The organism is Shewanella sp. NKUCC05_KAH (assembly GCF_019345585.1).
Lineage (GTDB): Bacteria > Pseudomonadota > Gammaproteobacteria > Enterobacterales > Shewanellaceae > Shewanella > Shewanella oncorhynchi.
In genome coordinates this window covers 76,572-97,421 of record NZ_JAHKQZ010000003.1, presented here as the reverse complement: position 1 = coordinate 97,421, position 20,850 = coordinate 76,572, and the positions used below count along the sequence as shown (strand labels likewise).

The 20,850-nt window shown below is 45.5% G+C and carries 18 protein-coding genes; 2 read left to right on the top strand and 16 right to left on the bottom strand.

Annotated elements, in window-relative coordinates; genetic code table 11:
- Window positions 1-255 precede the first annotated feature (255 nt).
- Window positions 256-1,263: an LLM class flavin-dependent oxidoreductase gene (locus KO533_RS04100; RefSeq protein WP_219252969.1), complete on the top strand. Its 1,008-nt coding sequence runs from the start codon at window positions 256-258 to the stop codon at window positions 1,261-1,263.
- A gap of 144 nt (window positions 1,264-1,407) precedes the next feature.
- Here KO533_RS04100 and gabT read toward each other — a convergent pair whose 3' ends face one another.
- The 10 genes from gabT to KO533_RS04050 all read right to left on the bottom strand — a co-directional run bounded on the left by gabT (window position 1,408) and on the right by KO533_RS04050 (window position 13,860).
- On the bottom strand, window positions 1,408-2,685 hold the full coding sequence (gene gabT, locus KO533_RS04095) for a 4-aminobutyrate--2-oxoglutarate transaminase (RefSeq protein ID WP_113941280.1): 1,278 nt from the start codon (window positions 2,683-2,685) through the stop codon (window positions 1,408-1,410).
- Between the two features lie 32 nt (window positions 2,686-2,717).
- Window positions 2,718-4,166: an NADP-dependent succinate-semialdehyde dehydrogenase gene (gabD, locus tag KO533_RS04090; RefSeq protein ID WP_219252967.1), complete on the bottom strand. Its 1,449-nt coding sequence runs from the start codon at window positions 4,164-4,166 to the stop codon at window positions 2,718-2,720.
- A 50-nt stretch (window positions 4,167-4,216) separates the two neighbouring features.
- The gene (locus tag KO533_RS04085) at window positions 4,217-5,503 is read right to left on the bottom strand and encodes an FAD-binding oxidoreductase (RefSeq protein WP_028760878.1); all 1,287 of its coding nucleotides are present in this window, start codon (window positions 5,501-5,503) and stop codon (window positions 4,217-4,219) included.
- Between the two features lie 262 nt (window positions 5,504-5,765).
- Window positions 5,766-6,581: an ABC transporter permease subunit gene (locus tag KO533_RS04080; protein WP_105249905.1), complete on the bottom strand. Its 816-nt coding sequence runs from the start codon at window positions 6,579-6,581 to the stop codon at window positions 5,766-5,768.
- Window positions 6,578-7,483, bottom strand: coding sequence for an ABC transporter permease subunit (locus tag KO533_RS04075; RefSeq protein ID WP_028760880.1), 906 nt, complete (start codon window positions 7,481-7,483; stop codon window positions 6,578-6,580). Before KO533_RS04075 ends, KO533_RS04080 begins: the two co-directional genes overlap by 4 nt.
- A complete protein-coding gene (potA, locus tag KO533_RS04070) occupies window positions 7,480-8,616 on the bottom strand; it encodes a polyamine ABC transporter ATP-binding protein (protein WP_028760881.1) in 1,137 nt (378 codons plus the stop codon). The genes KO533_RS04075 and potA overlap by 4 nt, the downstream gene beginning before the upstream one ends.
- 177 nt (window positions 8,617-8,793) lie before the next feature.
- Window positions 8,794-9,894: a polyamine ABC transporter substrate-binding protein gene (locus KO533_RS04065; RefSeq protein WP_028760882.1), complete on the bottom strand. Its 1,101-nt coding sequence runs from the start codon at window positions 9,892-9,894 to the stop codon at window positions 8,794-8,796.
- A 599-nt stretch (window positions 9,895-10,493) separates the two neighbouring features.
- On the bottom strand, window positions 10,494-11,849 hold the full coding sequence (locus KO533_RS04060) for a glutamine synthetase family protein (RefSeq protein ID WP_105249908.1): 1,356 nt from the start codon (window positions 11,847-11,849) through the stop codon (window positions 10,494-10,496).
- A gap of 2 nt (window positions 11,850-11,851) precedes the next feature.
- The gene (locus tag KO533_RS04055; RefSeq protein ID WP_219252965.1) at window positions 11,852-12,613 is read right to left on the bottom strand and encodes a gamma-glutamyl-gamma-aminobutyrate hydrolase family protein; all 762 of its coding nucleotides are present in this window, start codon (window positions 12,611-12,613) and stop codon (window positions 11,852-11,854) included.
- Window positions 12,614-13,311: 698 nt separating this feature from the next.
- A complete protein-coding gene (locus KO533_RS04050; protein ID WP_028760885.1) occupies window positions 13,312-13,860 on the bottom strand; it encodes a cupin domain-containing protein in 549 nt (182 codons plus the stop codon).
- Between the two features lie 236 nt (window positions 13,861-14,096).
- On the opposite strand from KO533_RS04050, the gene KO533_RS04045 reads away from it, so the two are divergent.
- Window positions 14,097-15,404 (top strand): FAD-binding oxidoreductase, encoded by a 1,308-nt coding sequence (locus KO533_RS04045; RefSeq protein ID WP_219252963.1) that lies wholly within the window; start codon window positions 14,097-14,099, stop codon window positions 15,402-15,404.
- On the opposite strand, the gene KO533_RS04040 is transcribed toward KO533_RS04045, so the two are convergent.
- From KO533_RS04040 to KO533_RS04015, 6 genes are all read right to left on the bottom strand, one after another.
- Window positions 15,388-15,894, bottom strand: a complete 507-nt coding sequence (locus tag KO533_RS04040) for a DUF2937 family protein (RefSeq protein ID WP_105249911.1) — start codon at window positions 15,892-15,894, stop codon at window positions 15,388-15,390. The genes KO533_RS04045 and KO533_RS04040 overlap by 17 nt on opposite strands.
- Before the next feature lie 108 nt (window positions 15,895-16,002).
- Window positions 16,003-16,860, bottom strand: coding sequence for a sulfurtransferase (locus KO533_RS04035; RefSeq protein ID WP_219252961.1), 858 nt, complete (start codon window positions 16,858-16,860; stop codon window positions 16,003-16,005).
- A gap of 290 nt (window positions 16,861-17,150) precedes the next feature.
- Entirely contained in the window at window positions 17,151-17,564 is a 414-nt protein-coding gene (locus tag KO533_RS04030) for a septal ring lytic transglycosylase RlpA family protein (RefSeq protein ID WP_173246207.1), read from the bottom strand.
- Between the two features lie 262 nt (window positions 17,565-17,826).
- Window positions 17,827-18,222 (bottom strand): hypothetical protein, encoded by a 396-nt coding sequence (locus KO533_RS04025; protein WP_105249914.1) that lies wholly within the window; start codon window positions 18,220-18,222, stop codon window positions 17,827-17,829.
- Window positions 18,223-18,328: 106 nt separating this feature from the next.
- Window positions 18,329-18,736 (bottom strand): hypothetical protein, encoded by a 408-nt coding sequence (locus KO533_RS04020; protein ID WP_028760891.1) that lies wholly within the window; start codon window positions 18,734-18,736, stop codon window positions 18,329-18,331.
- Between the two features lie 420 nt (window positions 18,737-19,156).
- Entirely contained in the window at window positions 19,157-20,653 is a 1,497-nt protein-coding gene (locus KO533_RS04015) for an aldehyde dehydrogenase (RefSeq protein WP_219252959.1), read from the bottom strand.
- Window positions 20,654-20,850 lie beyond the last annotated feature (197 nt).

Sequence of the window (20,850 nt, the reverse complement as noted above, 5' to 3'; positions counted from 1 at the left end):
GTTGTATGGCGATGCTCAAGTGCAAACTCAAATTGAATAACGAATGAAATAACAAAGGGAAAAGTGTTATCCATTAAAGCTTGAGAAGCAGTGTCGTTAACCCCATATCAATAACACTGAATACCTTTTATTCATCAAGACTGAGCCGTTAACGCTTTTTCTTAGCAATGAGCCTAGCAATGCAACAAACAATACGCTAACACAGTTAGCGCCTCTTGTTGTCGCTAGCAAAAACGGCAGTCACTTGGAGACACTATGTCACAGCAGACATCAATATTGGCCGATATTCCCTTCTCGCTATTGGAACTCGCGCCCATGCGCCAAGGCTCAACCGTAGGCGAAACGCTTCAAAACAGTTTGCAGTATGCCAAGGAAGCCGACAGACTCGGCTTTAATCGTTTTTGGTTTGCCGAACACCACAATATGCCCGGTATCGCCAGCGCGGCGACCTCGGTATTAATTGGTTATATTGCTGGCAATACGCAGCGTATTCGCGTCGGCGCGGGTGGGATTATGCTGCCAAACCATGCGCCTTTAGTGGTCGCCGAACAGTTCGGTACCCTTGAAAGCTTATATCCTGGTCGAATCGATTTAGGACTGGGCCGCGCGCCCGGCAGCGATCAAATTACCAGCCGAGCACTGAACCGTGATACCAGTCGCGCCGAACAATTCCCTGAAGAAGTCAGTGAATTACAAACTCTACTTGGCCCTTACAATGGTCGTCATGCGGTGCGAGCGATTCCCGGAGAAGGTACTAATGTGCCAATTTGGTTATTGGGCTCGAGTCTTTTTAGCGCACAGTTAGCGGCGCAGCGCGGCTTGCCCTATGTGTTTGCGGGCCACTTTGCACCACGCTTTCTCTACGATGCGATTGAAATCTATCGCCGCGACTTTAAACCTTCTCAAGTGCTTGATAAACCCTATGTGATGCTCGGCTTGCCGTTAGTTGCCGCCAACACTGATGAAGAGGCGCAATTTCTGGGCACAACCTCGAAACAGCGCGTGCTGGCACTTATCCGTGGTCACGAGTTATGGCTAAAGCCACCGGTTGATACTATGGATGGCTTATGGAGTGCGCAAGAAGAAACCTATGTCGATAATTTCTTAGGTTTATCAGTTACTGGTGGCCCAGCGACGATTAAGCATCGCTTGGAAATGATCGTAAAAGAACTCGGCGTGAATGAGTTTATTTTTACCAACGACTTGTATGACCTTGATAAACGCAAAAAAGCGCTGCAGATCCTAATGGAGATTAAAAAATAGCGATTCATTTAACTGATGAGTGCTGAAAGTCACTGGCAGTAAAAACAGCCAATTCCAAAACAATCGCCCCAATAAAAATCCCGCCGAAGCGGGATTTTTATTGGGCAAAACTGTCATCTAAATCGTTTTTATATCAAAGCGATATTAGCTTTTCAGTACGGCATTAAAGCTGGCGCTAAGAATACCAAGGCCTGCATCAATTTGTGCATCCGGCGCCGTTAATGGCACCAAAATGCGCAACACATTACCGTAGGTACCGCAGGATAATAAAATCAACCCTCGGTCACGGGCATCGCTCAACACTTGCGCGCAATAGTGCGGCGCAGGTTTACCTTCTTCCATCAATTCAATGGCGATCATAGCGCCTAAACCACGCACATCGGCGATTTGCGCATGTTCGACCTGCATTACATTCAGGGCAGACTTAATGCGCTCACCAATGGCATTGGCCCTTTCTAGCAACTTTTCTTCTTCAAACACTTCAATGACAGCAAGCGCAGCGGCGCACGCTAACGGATTACCACCATAAGTACCGCCAAGACCACCGGGACCCACTGCATCCATGACTTGGGCGCGGCCTGTAATACCCGAGAGTGGAAAACCACCCGCAATAGATTTAGCAAAGGTCGTGATATCTGCAGCAACACCCATTTGCTCCATAGCGAAGAAAGTGCCAGTACGGCCCGCGCCTGTTTGCACTTCATCGGCGATCAGCATAATGCCTTCACGGTCGCATAGTGCGCGTAAACGTTGCATAAAGGCGGGCGATGCGGCGTAGAAACCACCCTCGCCCTGCACTGGCTCTAAAATAATGGCGGCAATATCACTCGGCTCAGCATCATTTTTAAAGATACGTTCAATCGAGGCCATAGCATCATCATCGGACACGCCATGCATTTCGCACGGGAACTCAGCGCGGAACACATTCGCCGACATCAGCCCCATACCTTTACTGTAAGGCGCGACTTTTCCGGTCAATGCCAAAGCCGCAATAGTGCGACCATGGTAGCCCGAGGTAAACGCAATCACGCCAGCACGTTTGGTATAGGCACGCGCCACTTTAACTGCGTTTTCAACCGCTTCTGAACCACTAGTGAATAGTGCCGTCTTCTTGGCAAAATCCCCAGGAACCAGTTGATTGAGCTTTTCACATACTTGGATATAGCTCTCGTAGCCGAGCACCATAAAACAGGTATGGGAAAAATTATCCAGCTGAGCCGCAACCGCCGCCTTCACTTTAGGATGAAGGTGGCCCGTATTGAGCACGGCAATGCCGCCCGCAAAATCGATAAACTCGCGACCTTCAACATCCCACACAGTAGCATTTTCGGCGCGGGCGGTAAAAATAGGGTGAATTTGCCCGACACCACCCGCAACTGCGGCTTGGCGACGTGCCATCAATGAATCATTGGTTGTTGTCATTTAGTCTTCCTCACTCGCCAAATCGGGCCGTATTAAACGGACATGCAGATGTATTTGATTTCTAGGTATTCTTCGATACCGAACTTAGAGCCTTCGCGGCCAAGCCCTGAAGATTTCATCCCGCCAAAAGGTGCGACTTCCGTCGAAATCAAGCCAGTGTTGACCCCAACCATGCCATATTCCAAGGCTTCGGCGACTTTCCACACCAATGAAATATCGCGACCATAGAAATAGGCGGCGAGGCCAAATTCAGTATCATTAGCTTGTTTAATCACATCGTCGACATCGCTGAATTTAAACAGCGGCGCGAGTGGACCAAAGGTTTCTTCGCGGGCAACAAGCATGCTTTTATCGACATTGGTGAGCACGGTTGGCTCGAAGAAATTACCGCCAAGATCATGAACTTTGCCGCCCGCGATCACAGAAGCGCCTTTGGCGATAGCATCGATAAGGTGACTTTGTACTTTCTCGACTGCGGCAGCATTGATCAACGGACCCGTAGTGACGCCCTCGTTGATGCCCTCTCCGACCTTAAGCTTGCCAACAGCAGTGCTAAGTTTTAAGGCAAACTCGTCGTATACACCGTCTTGCACATAAATGCGGTTAGCGCAGACGCAGGTTTGGCCGGCATTACGATATTTAGCTATCATGGCGCCTTCGACAGCGGCATCGATATTGGCATCGTTAAATACGATAAATGGTGCATTGCCGCCAAGCTCTAGCGACAGTTTTTTTAAGGTAGGCGCACATTGCGCCATTAATTTAATACCTATATTGGTTGAGCCAGTGAAAGACAGCTTACGCACTATCGGGTTGCTGCACATTTCATTACCAATCTGCACCGCATCACCCGTTAACACACTAAATACGCCCGCAGGAATACCGGCACGCTTAGCAAGTTCAGCCATCGCTAATGCGGTAAATGGTGTTTGGTGCGCAGGTTTTACCACCATAGTGCAACCCGCAGCTAACGCTGGAGCGGCTTTGCGGGTGATCATAGCAGCAGGAAAGTTCCACGGCGTAATCGCGGCGGTTACACCGACAGGCTGCTTAATTACTATCAAGCGCTTATCCCCTTGATGCCCAGGAATGGTATCGCCATAAATACGTTTCGCTTCTTCGGCAAACCACTCGATAAACGAAGCGGCATAGGTTACTTCACCTTTCGCTTCTGCCAGCGGTTTACCCTGCTCAGTCGTCATGAGCAATGCTAAGTCATCACTGTTTTCATTGAGTAATTCAAACCAACGCCTTAACTTAGCGCCGCGCTCTTTGGCAGTGAGCGCTCGCCATGCAGGTAAAGCCGCTTCTGCCGCCTTAATCGCCATTTCAGTTTCAACTTGTCCCATATTAGGAACGTAGCCAATCAGGGCATTGGTTGCGGGATTAACCACCTTTAGCGTGTCACCAGAAACGGCATCACACCATTGACCATTAATAAAAGACTGTTGACGTAGCAAACTCGGATCATTTAATTGCACAAGGATTTCCTCGTATTGTGAAGCTACCTAGCTTCTTAAAAGTGATGATGTTAGAGACCTAGTTTGTCTCTTAACGTGTAATACCAAGCTCCGATAGCACTAAAAGGGACGCGAAGTGCGTGACCGCCGGGAAAAGGATAATGTGGCAATGCAGCAAAGGCATCGAAGCGCGTGGCTTGGCCGTTGAGCATCTCGGCCAGTAACTTGCCCGCCAGATGGGTATAAGTGACACCGTGGCCACTGCAACCCTGTGAATAATAGATGTTCTTACCGATACGACCGACCTGTGGCAGGCGCGATAGCGTCAGGAGGAAGTTACCTGTCCACGCATAATCGATCTTCACATCTTTTAATTGCGGGAAGGTTTTGAGCATATTCGGAATAATGATCGATTTGATATCCGCCGGATCGCGGGCGCCATACACTACGCCGCCACCGTAAATCATTCGCTTGTCGCCAGACAGACGGAAATAATCGAGCAGATAGTTACAATCTTCGACGCAGTAATCCTGTGGTAATAAGCTCGCAGCCAGATCGGCACTCAAAGGCTCTGTGGTAATCACTTGCGTGCCGCAGGGCATAGATTTTGCCTGCAGCTCTGGCATTAATTTACCCAGATAGGCGTTACCCGCCACGACCACAAACTTGGTTTTTACACTGCCCTGCGCCGTATGCACAACTGGGCTATCGCCTTCATCGACACTCAGCACTGCTGAGTCTTCAAAAATTTTACCGCCGAGGGATTCAACCGCGCGCGCTTCGCCTAGGGCTAAATTAAGCGGGTGAATATGGCCACCGCTTTTATCGAGTAGACCACCGACATAACGCTCAGTATTTACCACACCGCGAATACCTTTAGCATCGAGAAGTTCGAGCTGATTAACATGGCCGTGGCTTTCCCACAGTTGTTTTTGATGGCGTAGATGGCCCATTTGCTTTTCGTTCATCGCGGCAAATACGCCGCCATCTTTTAGATCGCATTGAATATTATACTTAGCAATACGATCGCGGATGATTTGCCCGCCCTCAAAGGCCATTTGGCCAAAGAGTTTACCTTGTTCTTTACCGACTGTTTTTTCAATAGTATCAATGTCACGGCTATAACTATTAACGATTTGTCCACCATTACGGCCCGAGGCGCCCCAGCCTATGCGAGCGGCTTCTAACACCACCACACTCATGCCCGATTCTAATAAATGCAGCGCGGCAGAAAGGCCTGTATAACCTGCGCCAATCACACAAACATCGGCTTCAATCGATTCCTGTAGACGCGGACGTTCAACCTTATCGTTGGCCGATGCCGCATAATATGATCCAGCGTGAGCTATGGCAGACATGTTGTTCCCTTGAATTCTAATGTTCATTATTTTAAACAGCCATCACATCCTACACCTTCATAAAACGAAACACTAGCCAGAAAAGCGCAATAATTTACATTTTGTTTGATATATCAAACACGCGATTATTTTTAGCTCAGTGATTCAATTCTGGTGATCTTGAGTAACAGGACTAGCCTGCAAAGCAAAGCGGGTGATGGGAGCGGTGACAAATATCAAGGATGGCTTTGGCAATACCAAAGCCATCCCAAAATTAAGCTAACTAGTTCATTGGTGTACGGTCGCGTTTCTCTGCCCGTCTTGCCATATACCAAGAAAGGAAAGCGATGAGTGAAACACACAGTATGATCAGCGTCGCTAAGGCATTGATTTTAGGAGAAACCCCTAAACGTACCGAAGAGAACACCACCATAGGCAAGGTCGTTGCACCAGGGCCTGAGGCAAAACTTGCGATCACTAAATCGTCTAAGGACAAACTGAATGACAACAACCAACCCGCCACCAGCGCCGGCGAAATCATAGGCACAGTGATCAAGAAGAAAGTCTTGAGCGGTGTTGCCCCTAAGTCCATTGCCGCTTCTTCGATTGACATATCAAGCTCGCGCAATCTTGAAGACACCACCACAGCTACATAGGCAGCACAAAATGTTGAGTGTGCAATCCACACTGTCATCATGCCACGCTCTCTGGGCCAGCCCAACAAATCTGCCATGTGCACAAACAGTAAAAGCAAAGACAGACCAGTGATCACTTCAGGCATTACCAGCGGTGCAGTAATCATGTTCGACAGGGTCAGTTTTGCCCATGAACGCTTAAAGCGTGTCATCACAAAGGCTGCCATAGTACCGATAATGACCGCCATAGTTGAGCTATAAAACGCAATCCGCAGGCTGGTCCATACTGCATCTAAAATTTGTTGGTCTTGAAATAACTCGCCATACCATTTAGGTGAAAATCCGCCCCATACCGTCACTAATTTAGAGTCGTTAAAGGAATAAATCACCAGCACTAACATAGGTGCATACAAGAAAAACAAGCCAAACCAGAGCATTACTGAAGAAAAGCTTAATTTTTTCATAGGTCTTTCTCCAAACTACGCGCCTGATAGCGATGGAATAAAGTGATCGGAATAATCAATAAGCCCAGCATCACAATCGCCAGTGACGAAGCCACAGGCCAGTCGCGGTTATTGAAAAACTCTTGCCATAACACTCGACCTATCATCAAGGAATCGGGACCACCGAGTAGCTCTGGGATCACAAACTCACCCACGGCAGGAATAAACACCAACATAGAACCAGCAATCACACCACTTTTTGACAGCGGGAAAGTGATTTTCCAGAAGGTATTCAAACGGCTTGAACCTAAGTCAGACGCAGCTTCAATCAAACTCATATCAAGTTTCACTAAAGTGGCGTACAAGGGCAGAATCATAAAGGGTAAATACGCATAGATAATACCGATATACACGGCAATATTGGTATTGAGGATCTGTAACGGCTCAGAAATAATCCCCAACCACATCAGTGAATTGTTGATGATCCCTGTGTTACTTAAGATCCCCATCCAAGCGTAAACACGGATTAAAAATGAGGTCCAAGAAGGCAACATAACTAACAGCAGCAGCACGGTTTGCAACCGCGCAGGGGCACGGGCAATGGCATAGGCCATTGGGTAGCCAATAATCAAGCAGCCCAAGGTCGAAATTAACGCCATTTTCAATGAGCTGAGATAAGCCATGTAATATAGCGAATCATCGAGCAACATCAAATAGTTACCCAAATGCAGGAAGATATTTAATACATCGTCAGCATATTGGAATGTTGCTTCATAGGGCGGGATAGCAATCGCCGCCGTCGAAAAACTCAGTTTAAGGACAATCGCAAACGGTAAGGCAAAAAACAGCAGCAGCCAAGCGTAGGGAATACCTATGGTCCAGAAGCGGCCCTTAAGCCACTTTAATTTAATGGGTTTCTTCATGATCTCAACACCACGCCACTGGTGTCCTCCCAACTAATGAACACTTCGTCATCCCATGTGGCATGATCGGCGCGGCGTTCACGGTTAGTCATACTGCACTGTACGATTTGACCATTCTCTAAACGAATGTAATAGACTGAAATACCGCCTAAATAAGCGATATCATGCACGATTCCTTTTGCCCAGTTGTACTGACCTTCAGGCTGTTCACGGCTAATAATGGTCTTTTCGGGACGCACTGCTAGCCAAACATTCTTATCTTCAACGTTAGTCGTGACGCCATAACCGACATAGAAAGGTTGAGCCAAATCATTAGATTTAATGATCAGATGGTCGACTTCATCCACTTCAATCGCGCCACCAAACAAATTCACAGTACCGATAAACTCGGCAATCATGCGGCTGTTCGGGCTTTCGTAAATATCCATTGGCGAGCCAGTTTGAGCAATCCAGCCATCACTCATGATCGAAATTCGACCTGCCATTGTCATGGCTTCTTCCTGATCGTGGGTCACCATCACGCAGGTCACGCCGACACGCTCAAGGATTTCAACCACTTCTAGCTGCATTTGGGTACGCAATTTTTTATCCAATGCGCCCATAGGCTCATCGAGCAGTAATAATTTAGGTCGTTTCGCCAGTGAACGGGCCAGTGCAACACGCTGGCGCTGACCACCAGATAACTGATGCGGTTTACGCTTACCGTATTGCTCCATATGCACGAGTTTCAGCATATCTTGCACACGCTGTTCAATTTCGGCTTTAGGCAGCTTGTCTTGCTTCAAACCAAATGCAATGTTTTGTGCCACTGTCATGTGGGGAAACAAAGCATAGGATTGAAACATCATATTGATGGGACGTTCGTATGGCGGTAAATCGGTGATATCTTCCCCATCAAGGAAAATACGGCCAGAAGTAGGCTTTTCAAAACCCGCCAACATGCGCAGTAGTGTTGACTTACCCGAGCCTGACCCGCCAAGTAAGGCAAAAATTTCGCCTTTATTGATAGTTAATGACACATCGTCGACAGCCCGCACGTCATCGAATAATTTGCTTACCCGCTCAATCTTGAGCAGTACTTTTTCTTGCGTCTTTGTTGTCGGTTTATTGGTGACGCTCGAGGTGATTGCCATAGTACTTCTCCACCCGAAAATGAGGCGTAGATACGCTCAAACTCTAGGTTCAACACGATTAATGAATGAAAAGTGGTTAAACAAACTGTGTCAAATCCTATACGTGGATTAACTATGCATAGGATTGGACATAGAAGTTTGCCAAGCTGGGGGCAAGCTAGGCTTGCCCCCTATCGACTATTGTCCTGACTTCACTTTGGTCCAAACACGAGTTAATACGCGCTGAATTTTCAAAGGACGAATTTCACCGATATAAAGTTTGTCTAACACTTCTTGTGGTGGATAGATCGCAGGATCGGTACGGATAGCCTCATCAACCAGAGGTTGAGCGGGATCGTTCGGGTTAGCATAGGCCACATAGTTAGAGATAGGCGCTATGACTTCTGGACGCAGAAAATAGTTAATCAGCGTGAGTGCATTATCGACGTTCGTTGAATCAGCAGGGATAGCTAACATATCGAACCACAGATTGGCACCTTCTTTTGGAATGGAGTAGCCGATCTTATTGCCATTTTTTGCTTCTTCAGCACGGGCTTTCGCTTGAAATACGTCACCGGAGAAACCGTAAGCGACACAGATGTCACCGTTCGCTAAGTCAGAAATATAACGTGAAGAATGGAAATACGTCACATAAGGACGAATTTTTTCCAGTAACTCACCCGCTTTTTCATAATCTTCAGCCTTAGTGCTGTTAGGATCTAAGCCTAAATAAATCATCGCCTGTGGCACCATATCGTCGGCAGAGTCCAACATAGCAAAGCCACACTTAGAAATTTTTTCAGCGTATTTAGGATTGAAGATCAGTTCCATTGAGTTAAATGGCGCATCTTCCCCCACAGCGGCTTTCACTTTATCTATGTTGTAACCAATGCCATTGGTTCCCCATAAATAAGGCACGGCATATTGGTTACCCGGATCGGCTTTTTCAAGCAACTTCATCAGAGCTGGATTTAAATTTTTAAAGTTAGGTAACTTAGCGCGGTCTAAAGGTTTGAAGGCACCCGCTTTGATTTGCTTAGCGAGAAAGTGGTTAGAAGGTACAACGATATCGTAGCCACTACGACCAGACAGTAATTTAGCCTCAAGCACTTCGTTACTATCAAATACATCGTAAATTACCCTAATGCTCGTTTCTTTCTTGAAGTTTTCTAAGGTATCTTCCGCGATATAATCTGACCAGTTATACACGCGAACCACTTCTTCCGCTTGGGCCACTGCGCTCGCAAATACGCTCGCAGTCACCAGCGCTAATGTGGTCATCTTATTAAATAGCTTCATGCTTTCTCCTTTCTCGGGTAGCAGAACTGCTTAAGCAAATTCTGACATTGTGTCACCGGGCTGCCCGGATATTGTTGTTATTTTCGACCAATGCTACACCTTAAAAACCGCATCGGCAGTCTCTACGGCATGATAACCATGCCTACTTTATATCTTGCTGCAATTTGTTAAGTATCAGGTTTCGTGCCAAATTTTCGAGGCATCGGTATTGCATTAACACTCAAAAAAATAGACTAAATATGACACTGCTTGTACATTTTGCAACATTAAGGCAAATGCCTCAAGTCCCTAAGCAATCGCAAAAAAACACTTAGATAAACACATTTTAAATATGACTAACAATTAGTTAGTAACGCTAGTAAGCGAACAACCTAAAATTGTTAAACCTATTTTATTTCCCTAGCAGACAAGCGATGGAATTGAATATTCACTTTAACGGACAAACCATTAAAAACCATCATATTATTTAACAAGCGAGTTGCACCAGTTAAGTGCAACCTCACTAAAACAGTGCACGCATCAGTATCGTTATGGCCAACGTTAACCCCTTATTCCTTGGGTTAACGCGGCAACACGGTCAGTGCAATCAATCCAAAACATTACACAGTGAGTAATAAGAATTCACGTTCCCATGAGCTGACAACACGGCGGAAGTTTTCAAGTTCAGCCTGTTTTACCGCAACAAATCCAGTGGTGAAGGATTCGCCTAAATATTGCTTACAGGCATCACTTTCTTCCATCGCCGCTAATGCTTCCTCTAATGTCAGCGGTAAACAATGGGTATTATTGCTACGGCTTTCATTGGCTTTACCTTGCACAGGAGTCGAAGGTTTTAGCGACTCAACCATGCCGATATAGCCACACAACAAGCTCGCGGCAATCGCCAAATAACAGTTAGCATCGGCGCCGGGAATGCGGTTTTCAATGCGACGGTTTTGTGGTGAAGATTCTGGAATGCGTAAACCACAGGTACGGTTTTCATCGCCCCATTCTAAGTTTACAGGTGCCGAAGTGCCGGGGAGGAAACGACGAAACGAGTTCGCATTTGGCGCCATCAGTGGCAGCAACTCAGGAATGAATTTTTGTAGGCCTGCAATATATCCCAAGAATAGCTTGCTCTTAGTCCCATCTTCATTGGTGAAAATATTCTTGCCCGTCTCTTTATTGATCACGCTTTGATGAATATGCATCGCACTGCCAGGCTCATCCGTCACGGGTTTTGCCATAAAAGTGGCGCAAACATCGTGCTTCAGCGCGGCTTCCCGTAAAGTGCGCTTAAAGATAAACACTTGATCAGCTAAAGATAATGCGTTGCCATGACTGAAGTTAATCTCCATCTGTGCGGGACCATCTTCATGGATTAAAGTATCGATATCTAAACCTTGAAGCTCACACCAATCGTACATGTCTTCAAACATAGGATCGTATTCGTTGGCAGCATCAATAGAGAATGACTGGCGACCCGCTTCGGGGCGGCCTGAACGACCAATTGGAGGCTTTAGGGGTAAATCGTGGTCGTCACTACGACGAGTCAAATAGAACTCCATTTCGGGAGCGATAACAGGTTCCCAGCCCTGTTCGTCATAGAGAGACAAGACTTTTTTCAATACGTTACGTGGTGAAAGCTCAATAGGATTACCCATTCTGTCGTAGCAATCGTGGATAACCTGTGCCGTGGCTTCGATGGTCCAAGGCAACATAAAGACGGCATTTTCATCGGGTACACAAACAAAATCGATGTCGGCGGGATCGAGCAAACTGTAATAAATCTCTTCGTCGACAAAATCACCGGTCACAGTTTGCAACAACACACTTTCGGGCAAACGCATGCCTTTTTCATCGAGAAACTTATCGACTGGAGCAATCTTGCCGCGGGCGATGCCAGTCATGTCACTGATAACACATTCGACTTCTGTGATTTTTCGTTCTTTTAAAAAAGCGATTAGCTTATTCATTATTATTTCACTCGAGTTGTAGCCCTACGTCGGCATGCATCACCGAAAGCATTGAAAATGGAGAGGTAAAACGGATTCTCGCTCACCTTCCACTCTGGATGCCATTGCACACCGAGGGCAAATTCTTTAGTACCAATTACGGAGAAAGCCTCCACTAACCCATCTGGAGCATAAGCTTCTGGCCGCAACCCAACACCCAGGCGCTCCACGCCTTGAGTATGTACAGAGTTAATCTCTGCAGAGTTACGGCCCCAGGCCTCGTAAATAAGCCCCCCGGGCTCAACAGTAATACTGTGAGAAGCCCCATACTGCACATCTAAGGATGTGGTTTTATCTTCTCGATGTTCAATAAAGCCACCCACCTCATGGAGCTTCTGATGCAAACTGCCACCAAAAGCCACATTCATTTCTTGAAAACCGCGACAAATACCTAATACAGGTACCCCAGCAGCAATAGCAGCGTGGATCAGCGGCAAAGTTGTCGCGTCACGTTTAGGATCATGGTGTGTACCAAGCTCACTCGGCTGGCCTGCATAAAGATGGGGTTCTACATTAGAAGGAGAGCCAGTAAACAAAATACCGTCAAGACGATCTAAAATAGCGTCTATCGGTAAATCGCCACCTAAAGATGGGATCACTAACGGCCAGCCTTTCGCGCCATTAACTACGCCTAAAAGGTATTTTTCACCAACAATATTAAAGGGGTGTGATCCCAATTGTTGATTGCATGCAATAACACCTATGAGGGGTAAATCGGCTGACATATCTCACCTTTAGAATTGATTTTACTAGCATAACGAACACTTTGCCTTTAAATGTTCATTTTTTCACACAGTACACCGAAATTTAGCACTAGGCAAGAGGTTAAACACTTGTTAAAGGTTATTTAATCCACTTATTCTTAATAAGCATAAATAACATGTAGTTAAATGTATATTTACCCCATTTCTCGCTAATTCATGTATATAAACCAGCGGTTACACCAGCATAAAGCTCACTTTTTACAGGGTAAATTAAACCGTATTCGAACCAAATTTGAACCAATATTATTTACACAAAGAAGAGGATACATAACCAATATGACAGGGTTAGAAAGCAGGTAATACCAATCGTATTAAATATCTGTTCATTCAGCGGGAGTTCAACGCGCTTTAGACAAGGCGAAGGCTTAAGGCATAGTGGTGCTCTGTCGAAAGCCTTAAACGCAGTATAAAGTGCGTTGAAACCCGCCCTTCGGGAGCCTCACAGGCATCCCACTCCCGTGTTGCATTGACTTAAAAGGGAATGACCATTTCTGCGTCAATGCGCCTTGGATTGAAATGCCTGTGAGGCTCTGAACTGATTAGATATTTAATGTGATTGGTATAAATACGCAGGAATGTTGAATAACAGTATTACGCCACTCACTTTTAGCTAATAAGTGGCCTAATATGTTGAATAATAGGGTAAGTTAATGACTTAATTAGAAGTTTGCAGGCGTAGTCGCACTCACAAGGCGACAAGGTTCATCGAAGGGATTGCGGAATCTATGGGGTAATTCACTGTTAAAATAATAACTGTCACCCGCTTCCAAAATATACACTTCATCCCCAACAGTGAGTTCGAATTTACCTTCTATCACCATAGCGGCCTCTTCACCTTCGTGCTTTAGCATCTCTTCACCCGTATCTGAACCGGGTGGGTAAATCTCATTCATCACTGACATTGCACGGTTCGGGTAATCACGGCCAATCAGTTTAAATTCAAGTGGCCCAGTACCGATATTCAGTAATTCATTGGATCGATAGACGACCTTTTGCTCACTATCCGTTGAGGCTTCAATGGAGAAAAAGTCCACTAAAGACATCGGGATACCCGACAGCACTTTTTTTAAAGAGCTGACTGACGGGCTAACACTGTTTTTCTCGATCATTGAAATCGTACTGTTAGTCACACCAGCACGTTTGGCTAATTCTCGTTGAGATAAGCCTTTCATTTTTCGAACAGTTTTGAGGCTGGCTCCAATATCCAAATTTCACATCCCCCTAAAGGCTCGGGTCAATCCCGATAGATGACGAACAGGTTGTTCAGGATAAACACCATCCAGAACGCATTTTCGCCCAAAAAGCGCGTGTTTTACTGCTTTCATTGTATTCTACATAAAAAGCGTGTTAAATAAAACGAACACTTTTTTGCGTCATGTTAAAAGTGTGATGAGTATACTGAGACAAGTCCAATTTACAATAAAAACAATTTTTGGGAGCCATAATGGCAAGCAAACCTCCAGTGCACAGCGAACAGTATCCACACTCTTATTATGTTGATACCGCTAAAGAAATTTACGCGCACCCACAACTCGAAGGCAATATCAGTGCCGATGTCTGCATAGTGGGCGGCGGCTTTAGCGGTATCAATACCGCCATAGAACTCGCACAGCGCGGTATGAGTGTTGTGCTGTTAGAAGCGAGGCGAATTGGCTGGGGCGCATCGGGGCGTAATGGCGGCGAACTCATTCGCGGCATAGGCCATGACCCTGCACAATTTCAAAGTGAAATAGGCACTGAAGGTGTTCAAGCAATTCAACAGATGGGCTTTGAAGCCGTCGAGATAGTGCGAAATCGCATACGAGAACACAGTATCGACTGTGATCTGCAAATGGGTTATTGCGACTTAGCGGTAAAACCTCGTCACATGGATGAGCTTGAAGAAGAATTTAGCGCACTCAAGGCCATGGGTTATCAGCAAGAAATCAAGCTGTTAACTAAGCCACAATTAGGTGAAGTCATAGGCTCAGATTTTTATCAAGGTGCGCTGGTTGATATGGGTAGCGGTCATCTACACCCACTTAATCTTGCCCTCGGTGAAGCTCGCGTCGCCCGCAATCTCGGCGCTAGGTTGTTTGAGTACAGCGCTGCTGAAAAAATCATTCAAGGCGCCAAACCTAAGGTCATTACCGCTAAGGGCGAAGTCACATGCCAATACTTAGTGCTGGCGGGCAATGCCTATATTGGCCACAAACTTAATAGCTTTGTAGGGGGGAAAGTATTACCTGCAGGCAGTTATTTATTGGCAACAGAGCCCTTAACTGAGGCCCAATGCGCGAGTATTATCCCGCAAAACATGGCCTTCGCAGATATGCGAATTGCCCTAGATTACTTTCACTTATCGGCAGATCGTCGTTTGCTGTTTGGCGGCCTTTGTACCTATTCGGGTAAAGATCCGAAAGATATTGAAGCGGCACTGAGACCGAATCTTGAGAAAGTTTTCCCGCAGTTAAAAGGCGTGCGTATCGATTATGAATGGGGCGGTATGATAGGTATCGGTGCTAACCGTATGCCACAAATTGGTCGCCTTCCCGATGCAAATAATATTTTTTACGCCCAAGCCTATGCGGGACACGGCGTGAATGCCACTCACATGGCGGCAAAACTGCTTGCCGAGGCTATTTGCCAACAGGCGGGACATTTCGATGTGTTCGCTAAAATCAAACACATCACCTTCCCCGGCGGCCCAACATTCCGCTCACCTATACTCGCTGCAGGCATGCTGTATCACAGATTTAAGGACTTGTTTTAAGTCGCTTGTTACGCCTTGCCCACAGGATAAAAGGGATAGACCCAAGATAATGCACGACTAAAGCCACCAAGACGCCAAAGCCAATACCACTAGAAGTTAAAGGTATCCCTGGCTTAAAGTTACTGATGGTTTTCTCAAGATAATCAAAGCGAACAGGGTTAAACATATAGGCAGTTTTCTCAAACAAATTGCCCGTATTAAAGATCGCCACGCCCTGTGTTAACGCTTTATAAAGCGCCAGTGTCTGTACCTTTTGCTCAGCGTCGGCACGCACACTTGGCTCCTCATTTTGCTGGTGGCTGGCAATCATGGCATCAACATCGGCGTAATGATATTCCTTAGCCGTTGCCTCGTAACCTTCTACCTGCCATCGAGTCGATTCATAAAGGCCTGATAAAAATTGCTGATAATGATCAGCCAGTTGTGGTAACTGTAAGGCAATCACTAAAATAAATCCAAATACCAACTTATCGATCAATCTCGCTATCAAAGGTTTCTCCTTGGCATTTCGCCAAACGACGTAAAAGTCACATGATGTTCAACAAAAACCACGCTAACTTAATTAATCTACAGCACTAATTTCAATGGTGATACTCAATTAACACTCTATCGGCAGATCGTTACGGCTGCCCCAATCCGCCCATGAACCGTCATAGAGGATAGGATTTTTATGCCCCGCTGCAACCGAAGCTAAGATCAAAATACACGCCGTAATCCCAGAACCACAGCTGAATATCATTGCGGATTTATCCGCTGCTAGCCCTTGATAAATAGACTGTAGCTCACTGACCGTTTTGATTTTATTACCATCGAGCACTTGAGCGAAGGGTAAATTAACCGAGCAAGGAATATGCCCAGAGCGCACACCGGGACGCGGCTCACTCACTTTCCCTAAAAAGCGTGGCGCACCACGGGCATCGACAATCGCCGTTCCGGCATCTTCGATACGTGATAACACGGCCTCGGCATCCATCACCCGCTCGGGGTGGTATTGCAGCACATCAGCTAATGTATCGATATCCGTCGGGCCGTAATCGACGCCTTCGGCTTGATAACGCGATGAGGTGATGCGGTCTTCTTCAATCCACTGAGGCAAGCCACCATCTAGTACATAGACTCGATTAAAACCCATGACTTTAAAGGTCCACCACGCCCGTGGAGATGAATAAATGCCTTGGTTATCATAGATAACGATAACACTGTCGACCTCAATCCCAAGTTGGGCTATCCCTTGGCTGAATTGCTCAAACGTCGGCAAGGCATGAATTTGGGTTGAAGTCTTATCGCAAAACACATTTTCCAAGTCGAATCGACGTGAGCGCGGAATGCAAATAGGCTCATCGTAAACTAAGGGTTCTTTACCAATAACGGTTTCCATACTGGCATCGAGCAAGACTAAATGGGGATCGGTGAGGTGTGCTTCGAGCCACTGCGTACTAACAAGTGGGTATTCCATAGCGGGTCCTTTTACTGTTATCCAAGTCTGCCGCTAGTCTCTCACCAAATGCCGTAAAGCCCAAATATCGGCTTAACAAATTGTCTGCTTTGTCTTTTCTTTAAAAGCGTGGACTCGATTTTATGCGCTCAATCATTAGTGCATTCAATCATTAGTGCATTCAATCATTAGATTGCGTCGAAGCCGTGTTTTGAAGATAGTGCTTTCAAACTGCTCATTTTTAAGATGCAGCTTTCAAAACAATCTTTTCGATATGGCCGTGTTCAAGATAGCCGTTTTCAAAATAGCCGCTATTTAATGACTTCTATTTTCACGTCAATCAAGCCAGAAGAAGTATTGCCTATACTACTGAACGCCGATTTAGACAGATCAATAATGCGGCCACGCACGAAAGGCCCTCTATCATTGATTTTCACAATCACACTTTTGCCATTATCGACATTGGTGACCTTAACACTCGAGCCAAAGGGTAACTTTTTATGCGCTGCTGTCTTTAATTTATGTTTGTAAAGTTCACCGCTGGCCGTCTGCTTATTCTGATGTTTATCCCCATAAAATGAAGCCTGACCAGCTTCCGTGAATCCCACCCAGTTTCCATTCTCACCCGTCTGCATTGAAGAACAGCCGGCCAAAAAGCTTAGTAATGCCAGTACAGCTAGTTTGACGACATTGAACTGCCTAATTGGGTTTTGAAGTGCATTCACATGACACCCTCTCTAATGAGTGAACGCTTTGCTGACGAGTGATTGGCTCAGCAAAAAATCACTGGGAAATAACGAACAACCTTAGATGGCAAAGCTCAAGACCTGCATCCTAAAAGATCAAAATAAGAAACAATAAATTTCCACGAGGCTACAGCAGTTGCACGCTAAAATCACGTATTTACAGGTGAATGCTCTTACGTTGAGATAAAATATGCAGTCATAACGAGGCTTTGTTTCCTAATTTAGATCGGTAAACAAAGCCCTAACGAGTTAACACTTCATGGATAATCTCAAATTTGGGTTCTTTACCACTTGGCCATGTAGGTTTCTTTATGGGGTTTTCAAAGGTGGTCAGCCAAATATCAAGATCACTGGAACCAGACAAACACCCCATAAACGCAAAATACATTCCACTATTTATCATGTGACGGGCAAACTGAATAGCGTCTTCAAGAGTGCCCTCTTCCCAGTTATGTGTGAACGTTTCATCATCCCATACCCATTTAATGGGGACTCCACTTTCATCACAAGCGAAGAACCTTACATTTCGATAACCTTTACTTGCTGTTTTTAGAGAATTTATAAAACTTTCTCTGGTGTTATCAAATCTTTTTTTGAACTCTTCAATATCTAGATCTTTGCTAATAAAGTTCTTCATACTTGCCCTAGAGGTAAATACTACCAACGGTATGACATAACCACACACAAAAAAGTCTATCCAATGAGCCCAGTGACTGATGTCGTTTAGCTCTGTTAGAAGCTAATTATGCCAAAGATTGGTATTCATTGCTGCCATTATGAAACAACCTAATTTCGATACATTTTATTTCTTTTTTAGAGGAAATTAATTGCTCCACCAACCAAATATAACCGATTTCATATAGCTTATTTTGTAGGGAGAACAAATCATCTTCTGGCATATTGTCTATATCAACATTCAATAATTGATACCAATTAAAGGCTTTAAATTCAGAAGCATACTCAAACTCACATACTGCGGTTAAAAGCCATGCGCCATTCATCATAGAGGCTATATCGACAAAAAAATCGCAATATGCCTCACCTTGATTTTTACAAGAAATCGCATATTCCCTAACAAGTTCCATAAAATCGGATTTGTAACTATCTAGAGCTTTACTGACGATTGCCCCAAACTCTTCTACATTGTGCATACTTGCCTTCTTATTCAATGCTCTAAGCACCCTATAATATCACAAATAACTTACAACACTTTTCACTCTATGACTAAATTCATTAATGGTAATGTTTGAAAGCCACAAATTTATAAGCGATAACTTACGATATTTATGAAGCAGATAAGAATGGAAGTAAATTGAGATATTAATGGGAGTGTTTAAAGTCAATATTCTATCGGGTATAAATGAGCAACAAGATTATGAATTAAGACGGTAACATTTTATTTACGGTAACAGATGCAGATTTTACAAGTGAAATATGGCTTATAAAAATGGGGACGCCTTGAGCTCCAAAAAATAAAAAACCTCTTTCCATGTAATATAAAAAGAGGTTTTAGTATTTAGCGAAAGCGGCTCCTTCTCTTATATAGACAAATATAGACAAAAAAAGAGCGGTTATAACACGATCCAAGTCGCTTTCAATTCTGTGTATTTGTCGAAGGAGTGCAGAGATTTATCTCGGCCATTACCTGACTGTTTATAGCCACCGAATGGCGCTGTCATGTCGCCGCCATCATAATGGTTGATCCACACCATGCCAGAGCGCAGGGCTTTAGCAGTTTTATGGGCCTTGCTGATATCCGATGTCCATACACCAGCGGCTAAACCGTAAATAGTATCGTTGGCGATTGATATCGCCTCTTCCATGCCATTAAATTCAATAACAGATAACACAGGGCCAAAGATTTCTTCACTGGCAATCTTCATCTGGTTATTTACGTTAGAAAATACCGTTGGCTGCACATACACGCCGCCTGTGTCGGCCATGACTTGGCAGCCACCGTGGACTAAGGTTGCGCCTTCATCTTTACCTGCTTTAATGTAACTGAGTACTGTGTCTAACTGTTGTTTATCAACAACGGCGCCGCTCACAGTGGCAGGGTCGAGTGGATGCCCTGGATGCCATGAGGCTAGCTCCTCTGCGATAAGCGCGATAAGCTCATCTTTCACCCCGGACTCCACCAGCAAACGCGAACCTGCGGTGCAAACTTCACCTTGGTTAAAAGCAATGGCTTCGGCAGCAGCAACAGCAGCGGCTTTGAGATCTGGCGCGTCATTAAAGACGATATTAGGGCTCTTGCCTCCCGCCTCTAACCACACGCGTTTCATGTTCGACTCACCAGCGTAAATCATTAATTGTTTAGCAATTTTGGTGGAACCTGTGAACACCAACGTATCCACATCCATATGCAACGCTAAGGCTTTACCTACGGTATGACCAAATCCTGGCAACACGTTGAGTACGCCTTGTGGGATCCCAGCTTCGATAGCCAATTGCGCCATACGGATAGCCGTTAAGGGTGACTTTTCAGAGGGTTTTAACACTACACTATTACCCGTGGCCAGCGCGGGCCCGAGCTTCCAACACGCCATCAGCATTGGGAAGTTCCACGGAACAATCGCGGCCACAACCCCCACAGGCTCACGGGTGATCATGCCAATTTCATTGTGAGCCGTTGGCGCGAGTTCATCGTAAATTTTATCAATCGCTTCGCCAGACCAGCGAATCGCACGGGCAGCCCCCGCCACATCCACCGCTTTGGAGAAACGAATTGGTTTACCCATGTCGAGGGTTTCTAACAGCGCGAGTTCATTGGCATTTTCTTCCAGTAACTCGGCGAAACGTATCATCACTTGTTTGCGCTTTACCGGAGATTGCTGCGACCAAACACCAGACTCGAATACGCTGCGGCCATTAGCAACCGCAAGATTAGCATCTGCAAGATCGCAACTCGCCACTTTTACCAACAAGCGGCCATCGATAGGACTAATACAATCAAAGGTGTTACCCGAAACGGCATCTTGGTATTCGCCATTGATAAACGCCTTACCATTAATAGACAGGCTGGCAGCCAGACTTTCCCATTCGCTGCGGCTCTTCGGTGTGCTCATGATGACCTCTTAATCATTCGTATAGGTGTGGTTTATCGTTCATCGACAAGAAAATAGTGGTCTGTGACGACTTTAGTGCAAATGGTAAACATCATCACAGTCATAATCCGAGCTTCAGGTTACGCTGTTTAAGCAATAAAATTCAATATTTTTTACAAAAATAGCTTTTTTGCCACAAATAACTGCACACGGCTCTT